A 16,872-nucleotide genomic window follows, 5' to 3' on the forward strand; every position below is an offset into this window, starting at 1 on the left:
TCTATACCCGTTTACTACCTTGTATATCAAAGACGTCAGTCTAAAGGCCGTGTGAAGGCAGGCCAACTTTCACGGCAGACCGCCGTACAACAAAGGTTTTGTGGAAGACTTATGCCGCCAGCAGCGCATAGTATCTGCCTATACAAGAAACAACCGGTACATTTATTAAATGTTTTTCCAGCCTGCTGATTTTTTTAAACAGTCGGCTTTGGCTTTACTTGAACCACCACTAGCATGAACTTAGAGATAGAAAGTACTTCCACTCCTAAGGCTATTAACCAGACAGAAGATAGGTACAGACTTTTAATTGAAAGCATTACAGACTATGCCATCTTCATGCTAGATGAAACCGGGCACGTGTCTACCTGGAACGCCGGAGCCAAGAAGATAAAGCAGTATGACGCTGAGGATATCATTGGCAAGCATTTCTCTACCTTTTACACGCCAGACGCCATTGCCAGAGACTATCCGGCGTATGAGCTGCGGGAGGCGCAGGCCCGGGGCAGGTTTGAAGACGAAGGCTGGCGCGTACGCAAAGACGGGTCCATGTTCTGGGCCAACGTCATCATTACACCCATCTATAGAGAAGACAAGAGTCTGCTGGGTTTCTCCAAAATCACCCGAGACCTCTCTGAAAGAAAGAAGGCCGAGGATGATCTGTACAAGGCCTATGAAGAAGTAAAGGAAAGCGAAGAACGTTTCAGGCTGCTGGTGGAAGGCGTGACAGACTACGCCATCTTCATGCTGGACCCTGCCGGGCGCGTAGCCACCTGGAACGAGGGCGCCAAAAAGATCAAAGGGTATGAGCCCCATGAAATCATTGGCCAGTACTTCTCAAAATTCTACGGCAAGGAGGCGGTGAAAACCGGTTTCCCGGCCTATGAACTCAGCGAGGCCAAAGCCAAAGGCCGCTTTGAAGACGAAGGCTGGCGCTACAGAAAAGACGGCACCGCCTTTTGGGCCAATGTGGTGATCACGGCCATTTACAACAGCAAGAAAGAACTGATCGGGTTCTCCAAAATCACCCGCGACCTCACCGAGAAAAAGCAACTGGAAGAACAACTGTTCCGGACGCACGAAGAACTGCGCGAGAGCGAGGAAAAATCGCGCCTGCTCATTGACAGCGTGCAAGACTACGCCATTCTCATGTTAAACCCAGACGGGTTGATCATAAGCTGGAACGCCGGCGCCGAGCGCATCAAAGGCTACAAGGCCAAAGAAGTCCTGGGCAAGCACTTTTCCACTTTTTACTCCAGAGAAGCCATTGAACGGGGGTTTCCGCAGTTTGAGCTGAGCAAGGCCATCAGAGACGGTAGGTTTGAGGACGAGGGCTGGCGCATACGAAAAGACGGAACTGCATTTTGGGCCAATGTGGTCATCACCACCATCTACAGTTCAGATAACCGGTTGCTGGGCTTCGCCAAAATCACCCGGGACCTGACGGAGCGCCGTCGCAACGAAGAGCTCATGCAGAAAAACCAGGACCTGGTACGCATCAACAACGACCTGGATAATTTTGTGTACACGGCCTCCCATGACTTGAAAGCGCCTATTTCTAACCTGGAGGGACTGCTGATGGCTCTGCTGGAAGATTTAGGGCCTGAAAAGGAGGCACACCAGGCGGTGATCTCCATGATGCAACGGTCCATTACTACCCTCAAAAAAGTGATCACAGACCTGGCAGACATCATTAAGCTGCAGCAGAGCAACGACGAGGTAGAGAACGTTTCCCTGGAGAGCCTGCTGGATGAGGTGAAAGCCAATTTGCAGGAATCCATAAAAACCACCAACGCCGAGATTATTTTTGACGCCTCTGGGTTTGACAAATTAGCCTACTCCAGAAAAAACCTGCGCAGCATCTTGTACAACCTGGTTTCCAACGCCCTTAAATACGCAGAGCCAGGGCGCGCGCCAATCATCAAAATCACCACTTTTGAGTCCCAGTCAGGGGATAAGCTGATTTCTGTAGAGGATAATGGCTTGGGCATACCGGCGCACCAGACAAGCAAAATCTTTTCCATGTACAAGCGGGTGCATGACCATGTAGAAGGCTCCGGCATTGGCTTGTACCTGGTCAAAAAGATTCTGGACAACTCAGGTGACCACATTGAGGTGAAAAGCGATGTAGGAACAGGCACCACGTTCACCATCTATTTCAGAAATAAACGTAGATAGGCTCTCCCACATAAAGCTGTTCCTCATTAAAAGCAGATGCTCCGCCTTGGATATACACAAACCAGGCGGAGCATCTGCTTTTAATTTATCAGGCAGTTTGCCTATAGATTAACCTGATTGCTTAGAACTCTGCAGAGACTAGGAAGTTTATGCTTGACCAGGCGTTTTTAGCCTCTTTTCCTGAAAACAGCCCAAAAACGGTGGCGCTGAGAAGGCATAGCTGAAAATAAGCTGAGAACGTACTAGCTTTGCATCCTTATATCAGCAACATGGCACGCATCGGCAAAGACATACCAACGGCAGTTTCATACCTAACCCAAGGCGATTTGGTGGCCATCCCTACAGAGACGGTCTACGGGTTGGCGGCCAATGCCTATGATGAGGCCGCCGTGGTCAAAATCTTTGAAGCCAAGAACCGCCCCGCCTTTGACCCGCTCATTGTACATACCCACTCTGTGCAGGAACTAGAAAAGATTGCCCGTGAGGTGCCAGATGTAGCCTATAAACTAGCCGAACGCTTCATGCCCGGTCCGCTCACGCTCATCCTCCCCAAGTCTGAGCAAGTGCCGTTGCTGGTCACCTCGGGCCATGATTCTGTGGGCATCCGCATCCCCAACCACCCGCTCACGCTAGACTTACTAAAGCAGTTGCCCTTTCCGCTGGCGGCGCCCAGCGCTAACCCATTCGGTTACGTGAGCCCCACCACCGCCCAGCACGTGCAGGACCAGCTAGACCAACGCATTCCCTATATCTTAGACGGCGGCGCCAGCAACATCGGGATTGAGTCTACTATTATAAGAGTAATAGGGGATGAGGTAGAAGTGTTACGCTTGGGCGGCTTGGCCCTGGAGGAACTGGAAGAATTAGTGCAGATTTCGCGCGCCAATATCAAAACCTCTAGCTCTAACCCAGCCGCGCCCGGCATGCTGAGCAGCCACTACAACCCTGGTAAAAAAGTCTTTTTAGGACATGTAGCTCAAAACCTAGAAAGGATAGAGGACAAATCAAGGGTAGGGATCATTTCTCTGCAACAGCAATTCTCAGCTATACCAGCGCACCATCAAATCCAGCTTTCAGAAACTGGTGATTTAAGTGAAGCCGCCCGGAATCTATTCTCTGCCTTGCGCAGGTTAGACACCCCCACAGTTGACATCATCCTAGCAGAGCGTATGCCAGAACATGGGCTAGGCCTCGCCATTAATGACCGCCTGCAGCGCGCCAGCTTTCAAGGGGAAGAGTAATAATAGGAATCATGAAAAGAAATTTCCTCCTACACGTCCTGCTGGCATGTTCCTCAATTACTCATTCATCTTGTCAAAGACCGAAGAAAATAAAATCCAAAGAATTTGGATTGGAGATTAAGACACATGGCCTTGGTCCAAGGTTTGAAGCTTTTATGTACAATACTGAAGTCAATGTCTATGACCAACAGCGCTTCAAAATCAACAATGGACGCTTGGATGAAAACACGCTCTATGTTTTAAAGCATCATTACAAAGATACAATTGAGGTAGTTGATACCTTGAAAGTAAAGTTTGAGGAGGACTCCGTTGATTCGCTGTATATTTTGAGTTATGCCTATCTCAAGACAATAAATATGGACAATGAGATGGATGAAAGTGATAGAAGTAGAATAAGAGAAGATATAAAGGATGGGGCAAGCTTTTCTGTTTCACTGCTTTATAACAAGAAGATATTAGAGGCTTCGCAATGGGGGCTGAGAGGAGTAAGAAGAGCATCTGGTCAAGCAGACCAGCTTTTTGACTTCATTAATAGAAGGTTACCTGAAGAGTTTAAGTTGTATTAGCAACACTCAATTAATAAACATCTCTCGTTTTTAGCTTACTTTCTGGAAAACAGGCCAAAAACGGCGTCAATAAAAAAGGCTCCCGTTCATCAAAGAACGGGAGCCTTTTCTTTATAAATCCAGAAACGACTACAAGTTGCGCAGGATAAACTCGGTCATTTTAGTGAATAGGTGAATGGTGGTGTTGCCGCCGCTGATGCCGTGGTTCCGGTTAGGGTAGTAGGCGCTTTCAAACGGACGGTTGGCTTTCACCAAGGCGTTGGTCATCTCAATGGAGTTCTGGAAATGCACGTTGTCATCGCCAGTGCCATGAATGAGCAGGTATTTGCCTTTCAAGCGGTCTGCGTAGAATACCGGCGAGTTCTTGTCATAACCGTCTGGGTTCTCCTGGGGAGTTTTCAAGAAACGCTCGGTATAGATGGTGTCATAGAAGCGCCAGTTGGTCACCGGGGCCACCGCAATGGCCGCTTTGAAAACATCAGCGCCTTTGGTAATGGCCAAAGAACTCATATAGCCCCCGAAGCTCCAGCCCCAGATACCAATTCTGCTTTTGTCTACATATGGCAGGTTGCCTAAATGCTTCGCGCCTTCAATCTGGTCAATTACTTCATAGTGGCCTAAGTTGCCATAGGTTACTTTCTTGAAGTCAGCGCCACGTCCGCCGGTTCCGCGGTTGTCAATTACGGCCACAATGTAGCCTTGGTTGGTTAAGTAGCTGTGCCACAGGTAGTTTCTGCCTCTCCAGCTATCCACTACTTCTTGGCTTCCCGGACCGCTGTACTGGAACATGAGCACTGGGTACTTCTTGTTCGGGTCAAAATCTGCCGGTTTGATGGTGTAGCCGTTCAGGTTAACTCCCTCCGACGTCTTGAACTGGAAAAACTCGGCCTTAGGTAGGTTGTAATTGGCTAAAGTAGTCTTCAGGCTCTCATTGCTCTCCAAGACTTTAATCTGCTTTCCGTCTGACGTATGCAGGCTTACCACCGTCGGGCTGGTGATGGTAGAGTAATAGTCCAGGTAGTATTTGAAATCACGGCTCAGGTTGATGGTGTGCGTGCCTTTGGCCGGCGTCAGGCTTTTCTTGTTCTTGCCGTTCAAGCCCATGCTGTACAGGTGACGCTCTAGAGGAGAAACCTCGGTTGAGGTGAAGTACACCAAGCCGTTCTTCTCATCTACGCCGTAGAAGTTGGCCACTTCCCAATTGCCTTTGGTGATTTGACGCACCAGCTTGCCGTTCATGTCATACAGGTACAGGTGGTTGAAGCCGTCCTTCTCTGAGCTGTGCACAAACTGCTTGCCGTTCTTCAGGTAATTCAAGTCATCAGTGATGTCAATGTAGGCTTTGTCGGTTTCCTTCAAAACCACTTTGCTTTGGCCGGTCTGGGAGTTGGCGTGCAGAATCTCCAGGGTGTTCTGCAGGCGGTTCATTCTTCTGATAGAAAGAAGGTTGGGCGTGTTGGTCCAGTTGATGCGCGGAATGTACTGGTCGGTCTCATTGCCGGTGTCCATCTTGGTGGTCTTGCCAGACCCTAGGTCGAAGGTGTAAATGGCCACGGTGGCGTTTTTCTCACCAGCCTTCGGGTATTTGAACTTGTAGTCAGTTGGGTACAAAGGTCCCCAGGTCTGCATGTTGTACTCTGGTACCTGGCTCTCATCGAACTTATAGAAGGCAATCTGATTGCCCTGCGGTGACCAGAAGAAAGCCTGCGCGAAGCTGAATTCCTCCTCATACACCCAGTCCGTACCGCCGTTGATGATGAAGTTCCACTTGCCGTCATTGGTCACTTGGCGCTCCTGCATAGAGGCCAAGTCTACGTAAAACAGGTTGTTATCACGCACGAAGGCCACGTACTTGTTGTCCGGCGAGAAGGTAGCATAGCTCTGCTTTCCGCCTTGGCTCAGCTTCTGCAATTTCTTGCTGGCTCGGTCATACACGTAAAAATGACCTTTACTGCTTCTGCGATAAATCGGCTCATGCTCGGTCTCAAACAAGATTTTGGTCTCATCTGTACTGAAGCTGTAGTCATCGTAGTTCAGGATTTTGCCGTCAATTTTGATGTCTTCGCCCTCAATGATGGTGCTCACCGGCTGGCCCGTGGTCACGTCTACCTGCACTACGTCCACGCTCTGGTTTTTCTGGTCGGCTACCTGGCTGGAGTAGAACTGGCCATTGCGCATCCAGTTCACGCCGTACACCGATTTGGCCTGGAACGTGCCCTTCCGGAAGATGTCGTCTAAATCAAAGCTTCGCTTCTGCTGGGCCTGCGCCTGTAGGGCAGTACCTACCACGGCTACTGTCAACAGCCAACGTTGTATGGTTTGTCTCATTCTAGTTTGTTAGATAGTTCTCAGCCTTAAAAATAGGGATTTATTTCGGCTTTGGCCTAAGAACGATGGCAAGGCGTTTTTAGCTTGTTTTCTGGGAATTAGCCGAAAAATGGGTTTGATTGTTAATTGTCAATTGCTGATTGTTTAGTAAGAATAACCGCCGTCGTTGGTGTTATCACCAATGACCTATGTTGCATCTCTAATTGCCATTACTTTCTGCTGCCGTTTGTGTGCACTTCCGTTGGCGATTCCTTCGTAGTGGCTGCTTCTTCCGGTGCGTACTCACTGCCCTGTTTCATTTGTTCCGGTAAGCGCTCACGGCCGCGGGGCCCCGTCCCGGCCCTTCGCACTGCTGGTGTTTGTGGGACTTTGTCCCTGCCGCCGCTGGCCGCGGCGCACAAACACCAGAGGCGCTCAGGACCAGGACTGGCTTGGGTTCCAATCCTGTAAAGGCTTGATGCTTGGTTAGCTGTTTGCAGGTAATTTACTTAGCTGTCGCTGCAGAGTCATTCGTGCTACGCACGGTTTGCTCTATCTTTTACTTATTGGTTTTACTTTGAAACAGCCTCCACGAAACGCGGATTCTCCCCTTGAGGGGAGCGTAGAGGGGTGTCTACATTAGCAGGTTTTAGAAAACCGTTTTTGCCCTATTTTCACCAAAACAGGCAGAAAACGATCACAACTTCACACAAACATTCTGCGCCTCGGTGAAGAAACGCAGAGCTTCCCAACCGCCTTCACGGCCTACGCCGCTTTGTTTCATGCCCCCGAAAGGCGTGCGCAAATCCCGGAGCAACCAAGTGTTCACCCAGACCATGCCAGCGTGCAGTTGATGCGAGACGCGATGGGCGCGGGTGAGGTCATTGGTCCAGACGGAGGCAGAGAGTCCGTATTCGGTGGCGTTGGCGTAGGAAATGGCGTCTTCCTCGGTGTCAAAAGGAATGAGCGTGACCACCGGCCCGAAGATTTCCTCGGTATTGGTCCGGCAGGAGTGAGGCAGGTTCTCAAAGACGGTGGGCTGTAGGAAAAACCCATTGGCACATCGGCCTTCCAATTGAACGCGTTGTCCGCCCGTAAGCAAAACACCGCCTTCTTCTTTGGCCAGTTCAATGTACTGCAATACTTTCTGCAGATGCGCTTCTGAGACCAGAGCGCCTTGTTTGGTGTCGGCCAACATTGGGTCACCCACGGTTAAGGTTTTGACGCGTTCTAAGAAAGCCGATTTGAATTGGTCATACAGCGGACGCTCTATTAGAATGCGCGAACCGCAAAGACAGATTTGGCCTTGGTTGGAGAAAGCGGACTGCACGGCAGTGGCCACGGTTTTCTCAAAGTCACAATCGGCAAAGATGACAGTAGCGTTCTTTCCGCCTAACTCCAGTGACAGTTTCTTAAACAAGGGCGCGGCCGTTCTGGCAATGGTTTTCCCGGTTTGGGTGCCGCCGGTGAAGGAAATGGCTTTCACCGAAGGATGTTCGCAGAGAGGCGCGCCTACGTTGGGGCCGGTGCCGTGCACAATGTTCAAGACGCCTGCGGGCAAGCCGGCTTCTATGCACAGCTCAGACAGAAGATAAGCGGTGTAGGGCGTGATTTCTGAGGGCTTGGCGACTACGCAGTTTCCGGCGGCTATGGCAGGGGCAATCTTCCAGGTGAATAAATAAAGTGGCAAGTTCCACGGGGAAATGCAGGCCACCACACCTAAAGGTTTGCGCACCGTATAGTTTACCGCCACGCCCTCCATGAAATGCGACTCAGACGCAAAGTGCTGAATGCCCGTCCCGAAGAAATGCATGTTACTGCTGGCCCTCGGGATGTCTACGGTCTTGGCCAGCCAAAGCGGTTTACCATTGTCGGTGGTCTCAGCTTCGGCTAGTCTATCCAAGTTCTGGTCAATGAGCTCAGAGATGCGCATCAAATACCGCCCCCGCTTCTCCGCTGACAAATTGGACCACGCTAGAAATGCCTCTTCCGCCGATTTTATCGCTTCTAAGACATCCTGCTCCCCAGAATCCGGAATCTGGGAATAGACCTCGCCGGTGGCTGGATTGATGTTAGGCAAGTACTGACCAGAAGCGGGCGCTACCAGTTTCCCGTTGATGTAATTCTGCAGGTGAAGCATAGGGCTAGACACAAGATGTAAGACGCAAGATTCAAGTAAATTTTAATTTAGGAAGAAAAGCAGCGCATACCGTCCCCCTTTGAAGGGGATAGGGGGATGATTTGCTCTATCTGATTTAGGCATTTTAGTAGGGGCAATCCCTTGTGGTTGCCCTCTTACATTGGCTCCCGTGATAGGGCAACCACAAGGGATTGCCCCTACTTTATGCATTGATTTCCGTTTTTGGCCTGTTTCCCAGAAAACAGGCCAAAAACGCATTCCAGACTCACGACTCAGGACTCAATCAAAGATTGCCAGTTCTTCCACCATCTACCGGCAGGTTAATACCATTGATGTAGCCAGCGGCGGGGGAGGCCAAGAACGCGGCGGCCGATGCCACTTCATGCGCCTCGGCGAAGCGGTTGGCTGGGATTCCGGACAGCATTTCGGCTTCAATGGAAGGGCGAGGCTGGCCGGTTTTCTCCATCTTGGCTTCAATGAGCGAATGGTGGCGGGCCGTGAGCGTGGCCCCGGGCAAGACGTTGTTCACGGTAATGCCAAATGGCGCGAGTTCAAAAGAAAGTGTCTTCGCCCAGTTGGCCACGGCCCCTCTAATGGTATTGGACACGCCCAAGCCTTTGATGGGCTGTTTCACCGAGGTAGAAATGATGTTGATGATACGTCCGTACTTGGCTTCTTTCATGTACGGTACCGTGGCCTGCGCCAGCACGTGGTTGCAAATCAAATGCGCCGCGAAGGCTTTCTCGAACTCTTCTACCTGGGCGTTGATGGCTGGTCCGCCCGCTGGTCCGCCGGTGTTGTTGACCAGAATGTGCGCCTGACCCATTTCCTGTAGGTGTGACTCTATGCGTTCCTGCACTTGGGTGGGATTAGTGAAGTCGGCTACTACGTAGCGGTGCTGTTGCCCGGCTGAGGTGGCTAGTTCTTGTACGGTTTCTTGCAAGCGGGCTTCGTTGCGGGCTACCAAGGTGACAGTGGCACCCATAGAAGCCAGTTCCACGGCAATGGCTTTTCCTATGCCTTGCGTGCTTCCGCAAACCATGGCATGCTTGTTCTGTAAATTCAAGTCCATATGTAGGTGAGTTCTGAGTCTAAAGTATGAATGGTCAAAATAGGGAAAATTGCGGTGAAGTGCTTCTGTTCCTTTGTTGTTATTATGCAAGTTATACCCCTTTGTCATCCTGAAAGGACTCTGTGAGCGAACTAGATAGGCGTTAGAGTAAACGCTATTCTCCCCTTGAGGGGGGCGAAGTGGGGTGTTTACATCAGTTGATTATAGCAAAGATGGCAATGCGCAGGAGACAAGGCAGTGCCTGGTCTCTACAATTGGAACATGTGTTTAATAGTAATTGCGCTTATCCAACCGCCTGCCTAGTTCGCTCACAAGGTCCTTTCAGGAGGACATGGAAGAGAGAAAGGGTAATTTGAAGTTTAATAAAAAACACAAACAGGAGAAATTCTAATTCATCGTTTTTGGCCTGTTTTCCAGAAAATAGGCTAAAAACGGAGGTCTATCTTTTCTGAAAGAGGTTTCGTACCTTGGAACGGCCTCCTGCGTGGAAGTGCCTTCATTTTTCACCTTAGATTTTTAGCGCCATGGCCATCCAATCAGCCTTCAATATTCAACAATGGATTGACGAACACCGCCACCTGCTCAAGCCTCCGGTGGGCAACCAGCAGGTATACAAAGACAACAAAGACTTTATTGTGATGGTGGTGGGCGGACCCAATTCGCGCAAAGATTACCACGTCAACAACGGCGAGGAGTTCTTCTACCAGTTGGAAGGTAATATCACGCTTAAGGTCATTGACGAAGGCGAGTTCAAAGACATCCACATCAAAGCCGGCGATATTTTCCTGCTTCCTCCTAACGTACCCCATTCCCCGCGCCGCGGCCCTAACACCGTGGGCCTGGTGATGGAACGCTACCGCGATGAAAAGGAGTTGGACGGTTTCCAGTGGTACTGCGAAAACTGCAACACCAAACTCTACGAAGAATATATTCCCGTCTCGGACATTGTAGGCCAACTGCCCGTGGTCATGGACGCCTTCTGGGCCTCAGAAGAAAAACGCACCTGCAGTAAGTGTGGGGAAGTGATGCAGAAACCAGCGCCAATACAGTAAATAAGAAAGCCAGCTACCTATTCTACATTCTCCTTTCTGTCATCCTGAAAGGGCCTTGTAGGCGAATTAGGAAGGCAGTAGCTATAGAAATAAAATCACTCATGGACACTCATCAAAGAGAGTACATCATCCATCAATACATAGAAGGCTACAACCAGTTTGATGTAGCTAAAATGGTCGCTCACTTTGATGAAAGTATTGTCTTTGAAAACGTGTCTGGCGGTGAGGTGAACTTGTCCTTACAAGGGATAGAGGCTTTTAAACAGCAGGCCGAGCAGGCAACCGCGTATTTCTCTTCCAGAAAGCAAACGCCCATCTCTTTCCAACACCAAGCCAACCAAACCGAAGTTACCTTAGACTATCACGCTATCCTCGCCATGGATTTCCCCACGGGCCAAAAGATAGGCGATGAGCTGGCGTTGCAGGGGAAATCTGTGTTTACTTTTTCGGGGGATAAGGTGATTAAGTTGGTGGATATAAGTTAAATACTCTAGGCTATTGGGAGACTGAGTATCTACGCTTCCTGTATGCCGGGGAAAGCATAAAATATTTTTATTCTACATTTTATATCTAAAATCTATGAAAGTTATCAAGGCCTTGGTCTTTGTCCTCTTTTTTTGCTCAACCGCAATGGGACAGGACAAACAGAGTATCGTCACTACAGATATTGCTAACTTCTGGCAGGCCTATGATAAAGTGACTTCCACCAAAGACAGCGCCCAGCAATACGCCTACCTTGACCAACTGTTTCTGAGCAAAGGTTCGCCGGGCCTCAAGGCCATCATGGAAGTGAAAGACTATACAGCGCAATCGTACATTGAGGCCATGAATCAGTATCCTCTGTTTTGGAATTCCATTAGAGCCAATACTCAGAAGGCAGATGGCTTTGGCAAAGAGATAGAGAAGGAAGTAACTAAACTAAGAAAGCTTTACCCCAGTTTAAGGCCATCCAAAGTTTACTTTACCATAGGCGCTTTTCAGTCTGGCGGTACCACCTTGCAAGACAGGGTGTTGATTGGAAGTGAATTGTCTTTGGTAGATAAATCTGTGATTACCAGTGAATTTCCGAAGAGCTTAAATCACTTAACCACTCATTTTCAGACCAATCCTATCAACGACGTTGTATTCACCAATGTGCATGAATACGTGCATACCCAGCAAAAGGCAACCACAGGAGATAACCTTCTGGCGAACACCGTCATGGAAGGAGTGGCCGAATTTGTTACCGTAAAGGCAACTGGTAAAAAGTCTTCGTCGCCCGCAATAAAGTACGGTAGTGAAAACGCAGAGCGCGTACGGCAAAGGTTCGCAAAAGAGGCGATGAATCTGTATGTAAACAACTGGTTTTATAACACCACAGAGAACGAGTTCAACACCAGAGACATGGGTTACTATGTGGGGTATGCTATCTGTGAGAAATATTATAACAAAGCAAAAGACAAAAAGCAGGCTATCAAAGAAATGATAGAGCTAGACTTTAATAATGAACAGGCCTTGCACCAGTTTATAGAACAGTCTGGCTATTTTACCCAAACCGTAGGCGAACTGAAGGACGAGTTTGATAAAAACAGACCCGCCGTTACACATATCACTCAGTTTAAAAACCAGGACAGAGACGTAAACCCCAGCCTGACAACTATCACTATTCATTTCTCTACCCAGATGAGAACTAGAGGCCGGAATTTTGAAATGGGCCCCTTGGGTATGGAAAATCTGATGCGGGTGAAGAAGTTTGTAGGGTTTTCGGAGGACGGCACATCTGCTACCATTGAGGTAGAACTAAAGCCTAATCACCGCTATCAATTAGTTGTTGGGGACCAGTTCAGAAGCAAGGACAATATTGCGCTTAAACCTTATTTAATAGACTTTACTACTTCTGGTAAGTAGGGACTTATTACAATATTATATGCCCAGACCTCCTGAAAATATCAATGCAGAAATAAGCCCTAGAGAATTTGAGCTTTTAGTGAAAGATTACCTAATGAACTTAGGGAAAGAGTTAAATACTTTCACTGCCACGCATGATGTTAAAATTCATCGAGTTGACGGGGAATATCAAATAGACGTTTTTGCAGAATTTGATTTTTTAGGAGCTTCCTTCAAAGTCCTTATTGAATGCAAGAGATATAAAAATAAAGTTAAGAGAGAGGTTGTTCAGCTACTGTTTGATAAGCTAAGGGCTACTGGTTCACATAAGGGTTTAATATTTCTACTTCGGGGTTTCAAGAAGGAGCAATCACTTTTGCAAAAGAGCATGGAATAGCCTTGATAAGAGTAATTGAAGGCAAGTATAATTATTTTACAAAGTCTTCTAGCCATCCAAACTTTCAGCCTCCGCCCTAGGCGGACACACCAAAATATGTTGGTGAGTATTGTAATGATAAGTACATAGCATACTTGCAGGATGGACATTTAGAGCCACTTAAAGAATTTCTATTTGACTAACCTCTTTTTTTAATATCAGCCAATTGGTGTTCAGATATTTTTCAACACAAAAGCCCGCCTTCTCTAAAGAAAGCGGGCCTTTGCTTTGTCTGCCGTTTTTAGCCTATTTCCCAGAAAACAGGCCAAAAACGAATTGTTATTCCTCGTCTTCGGCGTCTTCTTTCATGTTGTGGTACACGGCCTGCACGTCTTCGTCTTCTTCCAGACGGTCCAGGAGCTTGGTCATGTCTTCTTGTTGCTCTGGCGTCAGTTCTTTGAGAACGGTTGGGTAGCGCTGTAGCTCAGAGCTTTTCACGTGAAGGCCGCGTTCTTCCAGAGCTTTCTGCATGGCGCCAAAGTCTGTGAAAGAGGTTTGGATGATAATTTCGTTTTCTTCCTCGTCCTTGTCAATGCTCTCCAGCCCGAAGTCAATCAGGTCCAGTTCCAGCTCTTCCAAGTCCAGGCCTTCGCCGTTTAGATGGAAAACGCCTTTGCGCTCAAAGATAAAGTCGAAGGCTCCTGTACGGCCCAGTTCACCGCCAGTGCGGTTGAAGTGCATGCGCACGTTGGCCACGGTACGGTTCACGTTGTCGGTGGCGGTCTCTACCAAGACTGCTACGCCGTGCGGGCCGTAGCCTTCATATACTACTTCAGAATAGTCGTTTTCTTCCTTGCCCTGGGCGCGCTTGATGGCGGCCTCAACGCGGTCTTTGGGCATGTTCACGCCTTTGGCGTTCTGGATGCAGACGCGCAGGCGGGAGTTGGTGTCTGGGTCAGGTCCGCCAGATTTAACGGCCATCACAATCTCTTTCCCTATGCGGGTGAACTGCTTGGACATCATGTCCCAGCGTTTCATTTTACGGGCTTTCCGAAACTCAAATGCTCTTCCCATTGCGGTTTTCTAAAACTGATTGGTGCAAATATCAACAAAAACACGCTATGCCCCAAGCGTTGGGCTTACACGTGTTCGGCTAAATATTCCTCTAGCCGGCGCTGTCCTTTTACGGGCGCCACGCAATCGGTTTTGGTGACGGCCACTAAAAAAGCGGCTTTCTCAAACAAAGACTTGCTCACCAGTTTTATCATGGGCAGAAAGGTGTTGGCCACCCAATACGGCACCTGCGGAATTTTACGGTAATGTCCCACTTTCTTGCCTACCATCCTAATCAAATCCATTCTAGAATAAGTAACCGGACCGCCCAGTTCCACCACCGTGTCTGGAGAGATGAGGGCGTGTACGCAGGCTTCGGCCACTTCATGCTCATGGATAGGGTTGGTGATGTGGTCGCCGGGGCCTACAGAGGCCAGCTGTCCTTTGCGCGCCATGGGCACCAGTTCCAGCACCGCAGAAAACAGGGCGGGTGGTTTAATGATGGCATTGGGAATCCCGCTGTGCTGTAGCTCCCGGACAAAGTCCTCATGGGCTTTAAAATAGGCCACGCCGGGATGCTTCTCGCCGCTGAAGGCCGCCACGTAGACAAATTTCTGAATCTGGCCATGCGCCTTTGCCAGTTGCAAAACGTTGAGGTTGCCCTGATAGTCTACCTCATGAAAGCAGGATTTGCTTTTGTCTGCCAGACTCAGGCTCTTGCCCAAGGCAGAGATGATGAAGTCTACGCCCTGTACCAGTTCTGGGGCGAGTGTTTCTGGCTGCGTAGGGTCGCAGATCACTACTTCATGAACAGACTGTTGCAGTTGTTCGGCCTTTAAGGCGGTGCGTGCCGTGCCTCTTATGGTATATCCTTTCTCCCGCAGTACCTCAAGAATATGAGAACCCAAACACCCGGTGGCTCCTAAGACTAAAACTGTTTTCATAGGCCTTTCTTTTGGAGAAAACTGATACTCAATGCATAAGATATTTATTTTATGCTAGTTCTCCAAAAAATAGCCCAAAAACGATTCAGCCGCAGTACGCCGTGACCTCAATTTCTACCAGCAGTTTAGGGTCAATGAGCGCACTCACTTCCACCATGCTGGTGGCGGGTCTGATGTCTTTGAAGAACTCGCCGTGCGCCCGTCCCACTTCCTGCCATTGGCTAATGTCGGTGACAAACATCCTGGTCCGCACTACCTCTTCCAGAGACGCGCCGGCCTCTTGCAATACCTTTTCTATCTTCTGCAGAATGCAAATGGTTTGCGCATAGACATCTCCTTCACCCATTACTTGCCCATCTTCTACGGCGGTGGTGCCGGCCACCTCAATCAAAGGCCCCACGCGTACCGCACGCGAATAGCCAACGGTTGCTTCCCAAGGCGCTCCAGAGGAGAATAATTGACGAGTTGTTTCTGTAGACATTTTATTGATTGTTAGTTGCTGATTGTAAGTTGTTGGTGGAGTAATGTAGTGAGAAAATAAAGTAGGGGCAATCCCTAGTGGTTGCCCTTTACGGTGGCAGACGCGTTAGGGCAACCACGATGCCCCTACATGTTGAGACCAGCAATCAGCAATCTATCCGTTTTTCGCCTGTTTTCCAGAAAGTAGCCCAAAAACGGAGGCTGAATGGAAAAGCCTTTCCGTGAAAGTGCGCAGATTTTATTATTTTGAGCATCCAATCATCTGCAGACGCTAGAATCATGCATCAGTCGCTTAAAATAGACATCCACACGCACATCTTGCCCGAACGCTGGCCGGACTTGCGCGAGCGGTATGGCTATGGCGGCTTCGTGCGATTAGAGCACCACAAGCCTTGTTGTGCGCGCATGATGATGGATGACCGTTTCTTCAGGGAAGTGCAGGACAATACTTGGGACCCGAAAGTGCGCATGAAAGAGTGCAGTCACCACGGGGTGCAGGTGCAGGTCTTGAGCACGGTGCCGGTCATGTTCTCCTATTGGGCCAAAGCTGAACACACTTGGGACCTTTCCAAAATCCTGAACGACCACATTGCCGGCGTAGTGGCTGATTATCCCACACGCTTTGTAGGGCTGGGTACCCTGCCCATGCAAGACAGCAAGCTGGCCATTAAAGAGCTGGAGCGGTGCGTAAAGGAACTGGGCATGGCCGGGGTGCAGATTGGCTCCAACGTCAATGACCTGAACCTGGATGATGACGCGCTGTTCCCCATCTTTGAAGCCGCCGCAGACCTGGGTGCCGCCATTTTTGTACACCCTTGGGACATGATGGGCGAAAAGAAGATGCGCAAGTACTGGCTCCCGTGGCTGGTAGGCATGCCCGCCGAAACCTCTCGCGCCATCTGCTCCATGATTTTTGGCGGCGTCTTGGAGCGTCTACCTAACCTACGGGTAGCCTTTGCGCACGGTGGCGGTTCTTTCCCATTCACCATTGGTCGTATTCAGCATGGCTTTGACGTGCGCCCCGATTTATGCGCCGTAGACAACAACGTGCCACCGGTTAATTATCTAGGTAAGTTCTGGATAGACTCCCTGGTGCACTGCCCCAATACGCTGGACTATGTGGTCAAGCAGTTCGGGGCAGATAAGATTGCCTTGGGCAGTGACTATCCTTTTCCGCTGGGTGAACTAGAGCCGGGCAAACTGATTGAATCCATGCCGTATCCAGATGCGGTGAAAGAAATGCTTCTAAGTGGTTCTGCCTTGCAATGGCTGGGTCTTCAGAAAGAACAGTTCCTGCCCAATAGCCTCAAAACATCTCACAGCCCTTCTTTGTAATACAAAAGCCTGACAAGGTTAGTATTTCCTCGCTCGCCTCTGGCGAGTGTGAGCATCCCGTGGCCTCTGGCCGCTACAAAAGTTCACATCGGCCAGAGGCCTGAAGTAGCTCACACTCGCCGGAGGCGAGCGAGGGAACCGCTGTTTTTTGCCTGTTTTCTAGAAAATAGGCAAAAAACAGATTCCCGCAATCTGTTAAAGAATGTATGGTTGTCTAGCCTCTGTTAGGTAATTTAGCCAGCTATTCCAATAGACTATTAGTAGA

General features: G+C 49.3%; 14 protein-coding genes. 8 read left to right on the forward strand and 6 right to left on the reverse strand.

Features of this window, described 5'->3' with window-relative positions:
• The first annotated feature begins 234 nt into the window (after positions 1 to 234).
• From GU926_RS13585 to GU926_RS13595, 3 genes are all read left to right on the forward strand, one after another.
• Positions 235 to 2,175, forward strand: a complete 1,941-nt coding sequence (locus GU926_RS13585; protein WP_160692782.1) for a PAS domain-containing sensor histidine kinase — start codon at positions 235 to 237, stop codon at positions 2,173 to 2,175.
• A gap of 269 nt (positions 2,176 to 2,444) precedes the next feature.
• Positions 2,445 to 3,416, forward strand: a complete 972-nt coding sequence (locus tag GU926_RS13590) for an L-threonylcarbamoyladenylate synthase (protein ID WP_160692784.1) — start codon at positions 2,445 to 2,447, stop codon at positions 3,414 to 3,416.
• A gap of 11 nt (positions 3,417 to 3,427) precedes the next feature.
• On the forward strand, positions 3,428 to 3,982 hold the full coding sequence (locus GU926_RS13595; protein WP_160692786.1) for a hypothetical protein: 555 nt from the start codon (positions 3,428 to 3,430) through the stop codon (positions 3,980 to 3,982).
• Positions 3,983 to 4,111: 129 nt separating this feature from the next.
• On the opposite strand, the gene GU926_RS13600 is transcribed toward GU926_RS13595, so the two are convergent.
• The 3 genes from GU926_RS13600 to GU926_RS13610 all read right to left on the reverse strand — a co-directional run bounded on the left by GU926_RS13600 (position 4,112) and on the right by GU926_RS13610 (position 9,501).
• Positions 4,112 to 6,310, reverse strand: a complete 2,199-nt coding sequence (locus GU926_RS13600) for a S9 family peptidase (protein ID WP_160692788.1) — start codon at positions 6,308 to 6,310, stop codon at positions 4,112 to 4,114.
• A gap of 676 nt (positions 6,311 to 6,986) precedes the next feature.
• Positions 6,987 to 8,429 carry an aldehyde dehydrogenase gene (locus tag GU926_RS13605; RefSeq protein WP_160692790.1) on the reverse strand — a complete coding sequence of 481 codons (1,443 nt, stop codon included), beginning with the start codon at positions 8,427 to 8,429 and terminating at the stop codon, positions 6,987 to 6,989.
• Between the two features lie 283 nt (positions 8,430 to 8,712).
• On the reverse strand, positions 8,713 to 9,501 hold the full coding sequence (locus tag GU926_RS13610) for an SDR family oxidoreductase (protein ID WP_160692792.1): 789 nt from the start codon (positions 9,499 to 9,501) through the stop codon (positions 8,713 to 8,715).
• Positions 9,502 to 10,025: 524 nt separating this feature from the next.
• Between GU926_RS13610 and GU926_RS13615 the strand changes: the two genes are divergently transcribed.
• From GU926_RS13615 to GU926_RS13630, 4 genes are all read left to right on the forward strand, one after another.
• Positions 10,026 to 10,553: a 3-hydroxyanthranilate 3,4-dioxygenase gene (locus tag GU926_RS13615; protein WP_198001418.1), complete on the forward strand. Its 528-nt coding sequence runs from the start codon at positions 10,026 to 10,028 to the stop codon at positions 10,551 to 10,553.
• 101 nt (positions 10,554 to 10,654) lie between these two features.
• On the forward strand, positions 10,655 to 11,038 hold the full coding sequence (locus GU926_RS13620; RefSeq protein WP_160692794.1) for a nuclear transport factor 2 family protein: 384 nt from the start codon (positions 10,655 to 10,657) through the stop codon (positions 11,036 to 11,038).
• A 145-nt stretch (positions 11,039 to 11,183) separates the two neighbouring features.
• Positions 11,184 to 12,440 carry a DUF2268 domain-containing putative Zn-dependent protease gene (locus GU926_RS13625; protein WP_160692796.1) on the forward strand — a complete coding sequence of 419 codons (1,257 nt, stop codon included), beginning with the start codon at positions 11,184 to 11,186 and terminating at the stop codon, positions 12,438 to 12,440.
• A gap of 19 nt (positions 12,441 to 12,459) precedes the next feature.
• Positions 12,460 to 12,816: a restriction endonuclease gene (locus GU926_RS13630; RefSeq protein WP_160692798.1), complete on the forward strand. Its 357-nt coding sequence runs from the start codon at positions 12,460 to 12,462 to the stop codon at positions 12,814 to 12,816.
• Between the two features lie 318 nt (positions 12,817 to 13,134).
• On the opposite strand, the gene GU926_RS13635 is transcribed toward GU926_RS13630, so the two are convergent.
• The 3 genes from GU926_RS13635 to GU926_RS13645 form a co-directional block, all read right to left on the reverse strand.
• Positions 13,135 to 13,869, reverse strand: a complete 735-nt coding sequence (locus GU926_RS13635; protein WP_160692800.1) for a YebC/PmpR family DNA-binding transcriptional regulator — start codon at positions 13,867 to 13,869, stop codon at positions 13,135 to 13,137.
• 65 nt (positions 13,870 to 13,934) lie between these two features.
• On the reverse strand, positions 13,935 to 14,792 hold the full coding sequence (locus GU926_RS13640) for an SDR family oxidoreductase (protein WP_160692802.1): 858 nt from the start codon (positions 14,790 to 14,792) through the stop codon (positions 13,935 to 13,937).
• Between the two features lie 85 nt (positions 14,793 to 14,877).
• Positions 14,878 to 15,273, reverse strand: a complete 396-nt coding sequence (locus tag GU926_RS13645) for a RidA family protein (RefSeq protein ID WP_160692804.1) — start codon at positions 15,271 to 15,273, stop codon at positions 14,878 to 14,880.
• A 278-nt stretch (positions 15,274 to 15,551) separates the two neighbouring features.
• On the opposite strand from GU926_RS13645, the gene GU926_RS13650 reads away from it, so the two are divergent.
• The gene (locus GU926_RS13650) at positions 15,552 to 16,607 is read left to right on the forward strand and encodes an amidohydrolase family protein (protein ID WP_160692806.1); all 1,056 of its coding nucleotides are present in this window, start codon (positions 15,552 to 15,554) and stop codon (positions 16,605 to 16,607) included.
• The last annotated feature ends 265 nt before the right edge of the window (positions 16,608 to 16,872 follow it).

It is taken from the genome of Nibribacter ruber (genome assembly GCF_009913235.1).
Taxonomy (GTDB): domain Bacteria; phylum Bacteroidota; class Bacteroidia; order Cytophagales; family Hymenobacteraceae; genus Nibribacter; species Nibribacter ruber.

Coding starts and splice junctions, on each gene's coding strand:
- GU926_RS13645 (WP_160692804.1), bottom strand. CDS start 15,273: ATGTCTACAGAAACAACTCGTCAATTATTCTCCTCTGGAGCGCCTTGG.
- GU926_RS13600 (WP_160692788.1), bottom strand. CDS start 6,310: ATGAGACAAACCATACAACGTTGGCTGTTGACAGTAGCCGTGGTAGGT.
- GU926_RS13605 (WP_160692790.1), bottom strand. CDS start 8,429: ATGCTTCACCTGCAGAATTACATCAACGGGAAACTGGTAGCGCCCGCT.
- GU926_RS13585 (WP_160692782.1), top strand. CDS start 235: ATGAACTTAGAGATAGAAAGTACTTCCACTCCTAAGGCTATTAACCAG.
- GU926_RS13640 (WP_160692802.1), bottom strand. CDS start 14,792: ATGAAAACAGTTTTAGTCTTAGGAGCCACCGGGTGTTTGGGTTCTCAT.
- GU926_RS13650 (WP_160692806.1), top strand. CDS start 15,552: ATGCATCAGTCGCTTAAAATAGACATCCACACGCACATCTTGCCCGAA.
- GU926_RS13625 (WP_160692796.1), top strand. CDS start 11,184: ATGGGACAGGACAAACAGAGTATCGTCACTACAGATATTGCTAACTTC.
- GU926_RS13630 (WP_160692798.1), top strand. CDS start 12,460: ATGCCCAGACCTCCTGAAAATATCAATGCAGAAATAAGCCCTAGAGAA.
- GU926_RS13590 (WP_160692784.1), top strand. CDS start 2,445: ATGGCACGCATCGGCAAAGACATACCAACGGCAGTTTCATACCTAACC.
- GU926_RS13635 (WP_160692800.1), bottom strand. CDS start 13,869: ATGGGAAGAGCATTTGAGTTTCGGAAAGCCCGTAAAATGAAACGCTGG.
- GU926_RS13620 (WP_160692794.1), top strand. CDS start 10,655: ATGGACACTCATCAAAGAGAGTACATCATCCATCAATACATAGAAGGC.
- GU926_RS13610 (WP_160692792.1), bottom strand. CDS start 9,501: ATGGACTTGAATTTACAGAACAAGCATGCCATGGTTTGCGGAAGCACG.
- GU926_RS13595 (WP_160692786.1), top strand. CDS start 3,428: ATGAAAAGAAATTTCCTCCTACACGTCCTGCTGGCATGTTCCTCAATT.
- GU926_RS13615 (WP_198001418.1), top strand. CDS start 10,026: ATGGCCATCCAATCAGCCTTCAATATTCAACAATGGATTGACGAACAC.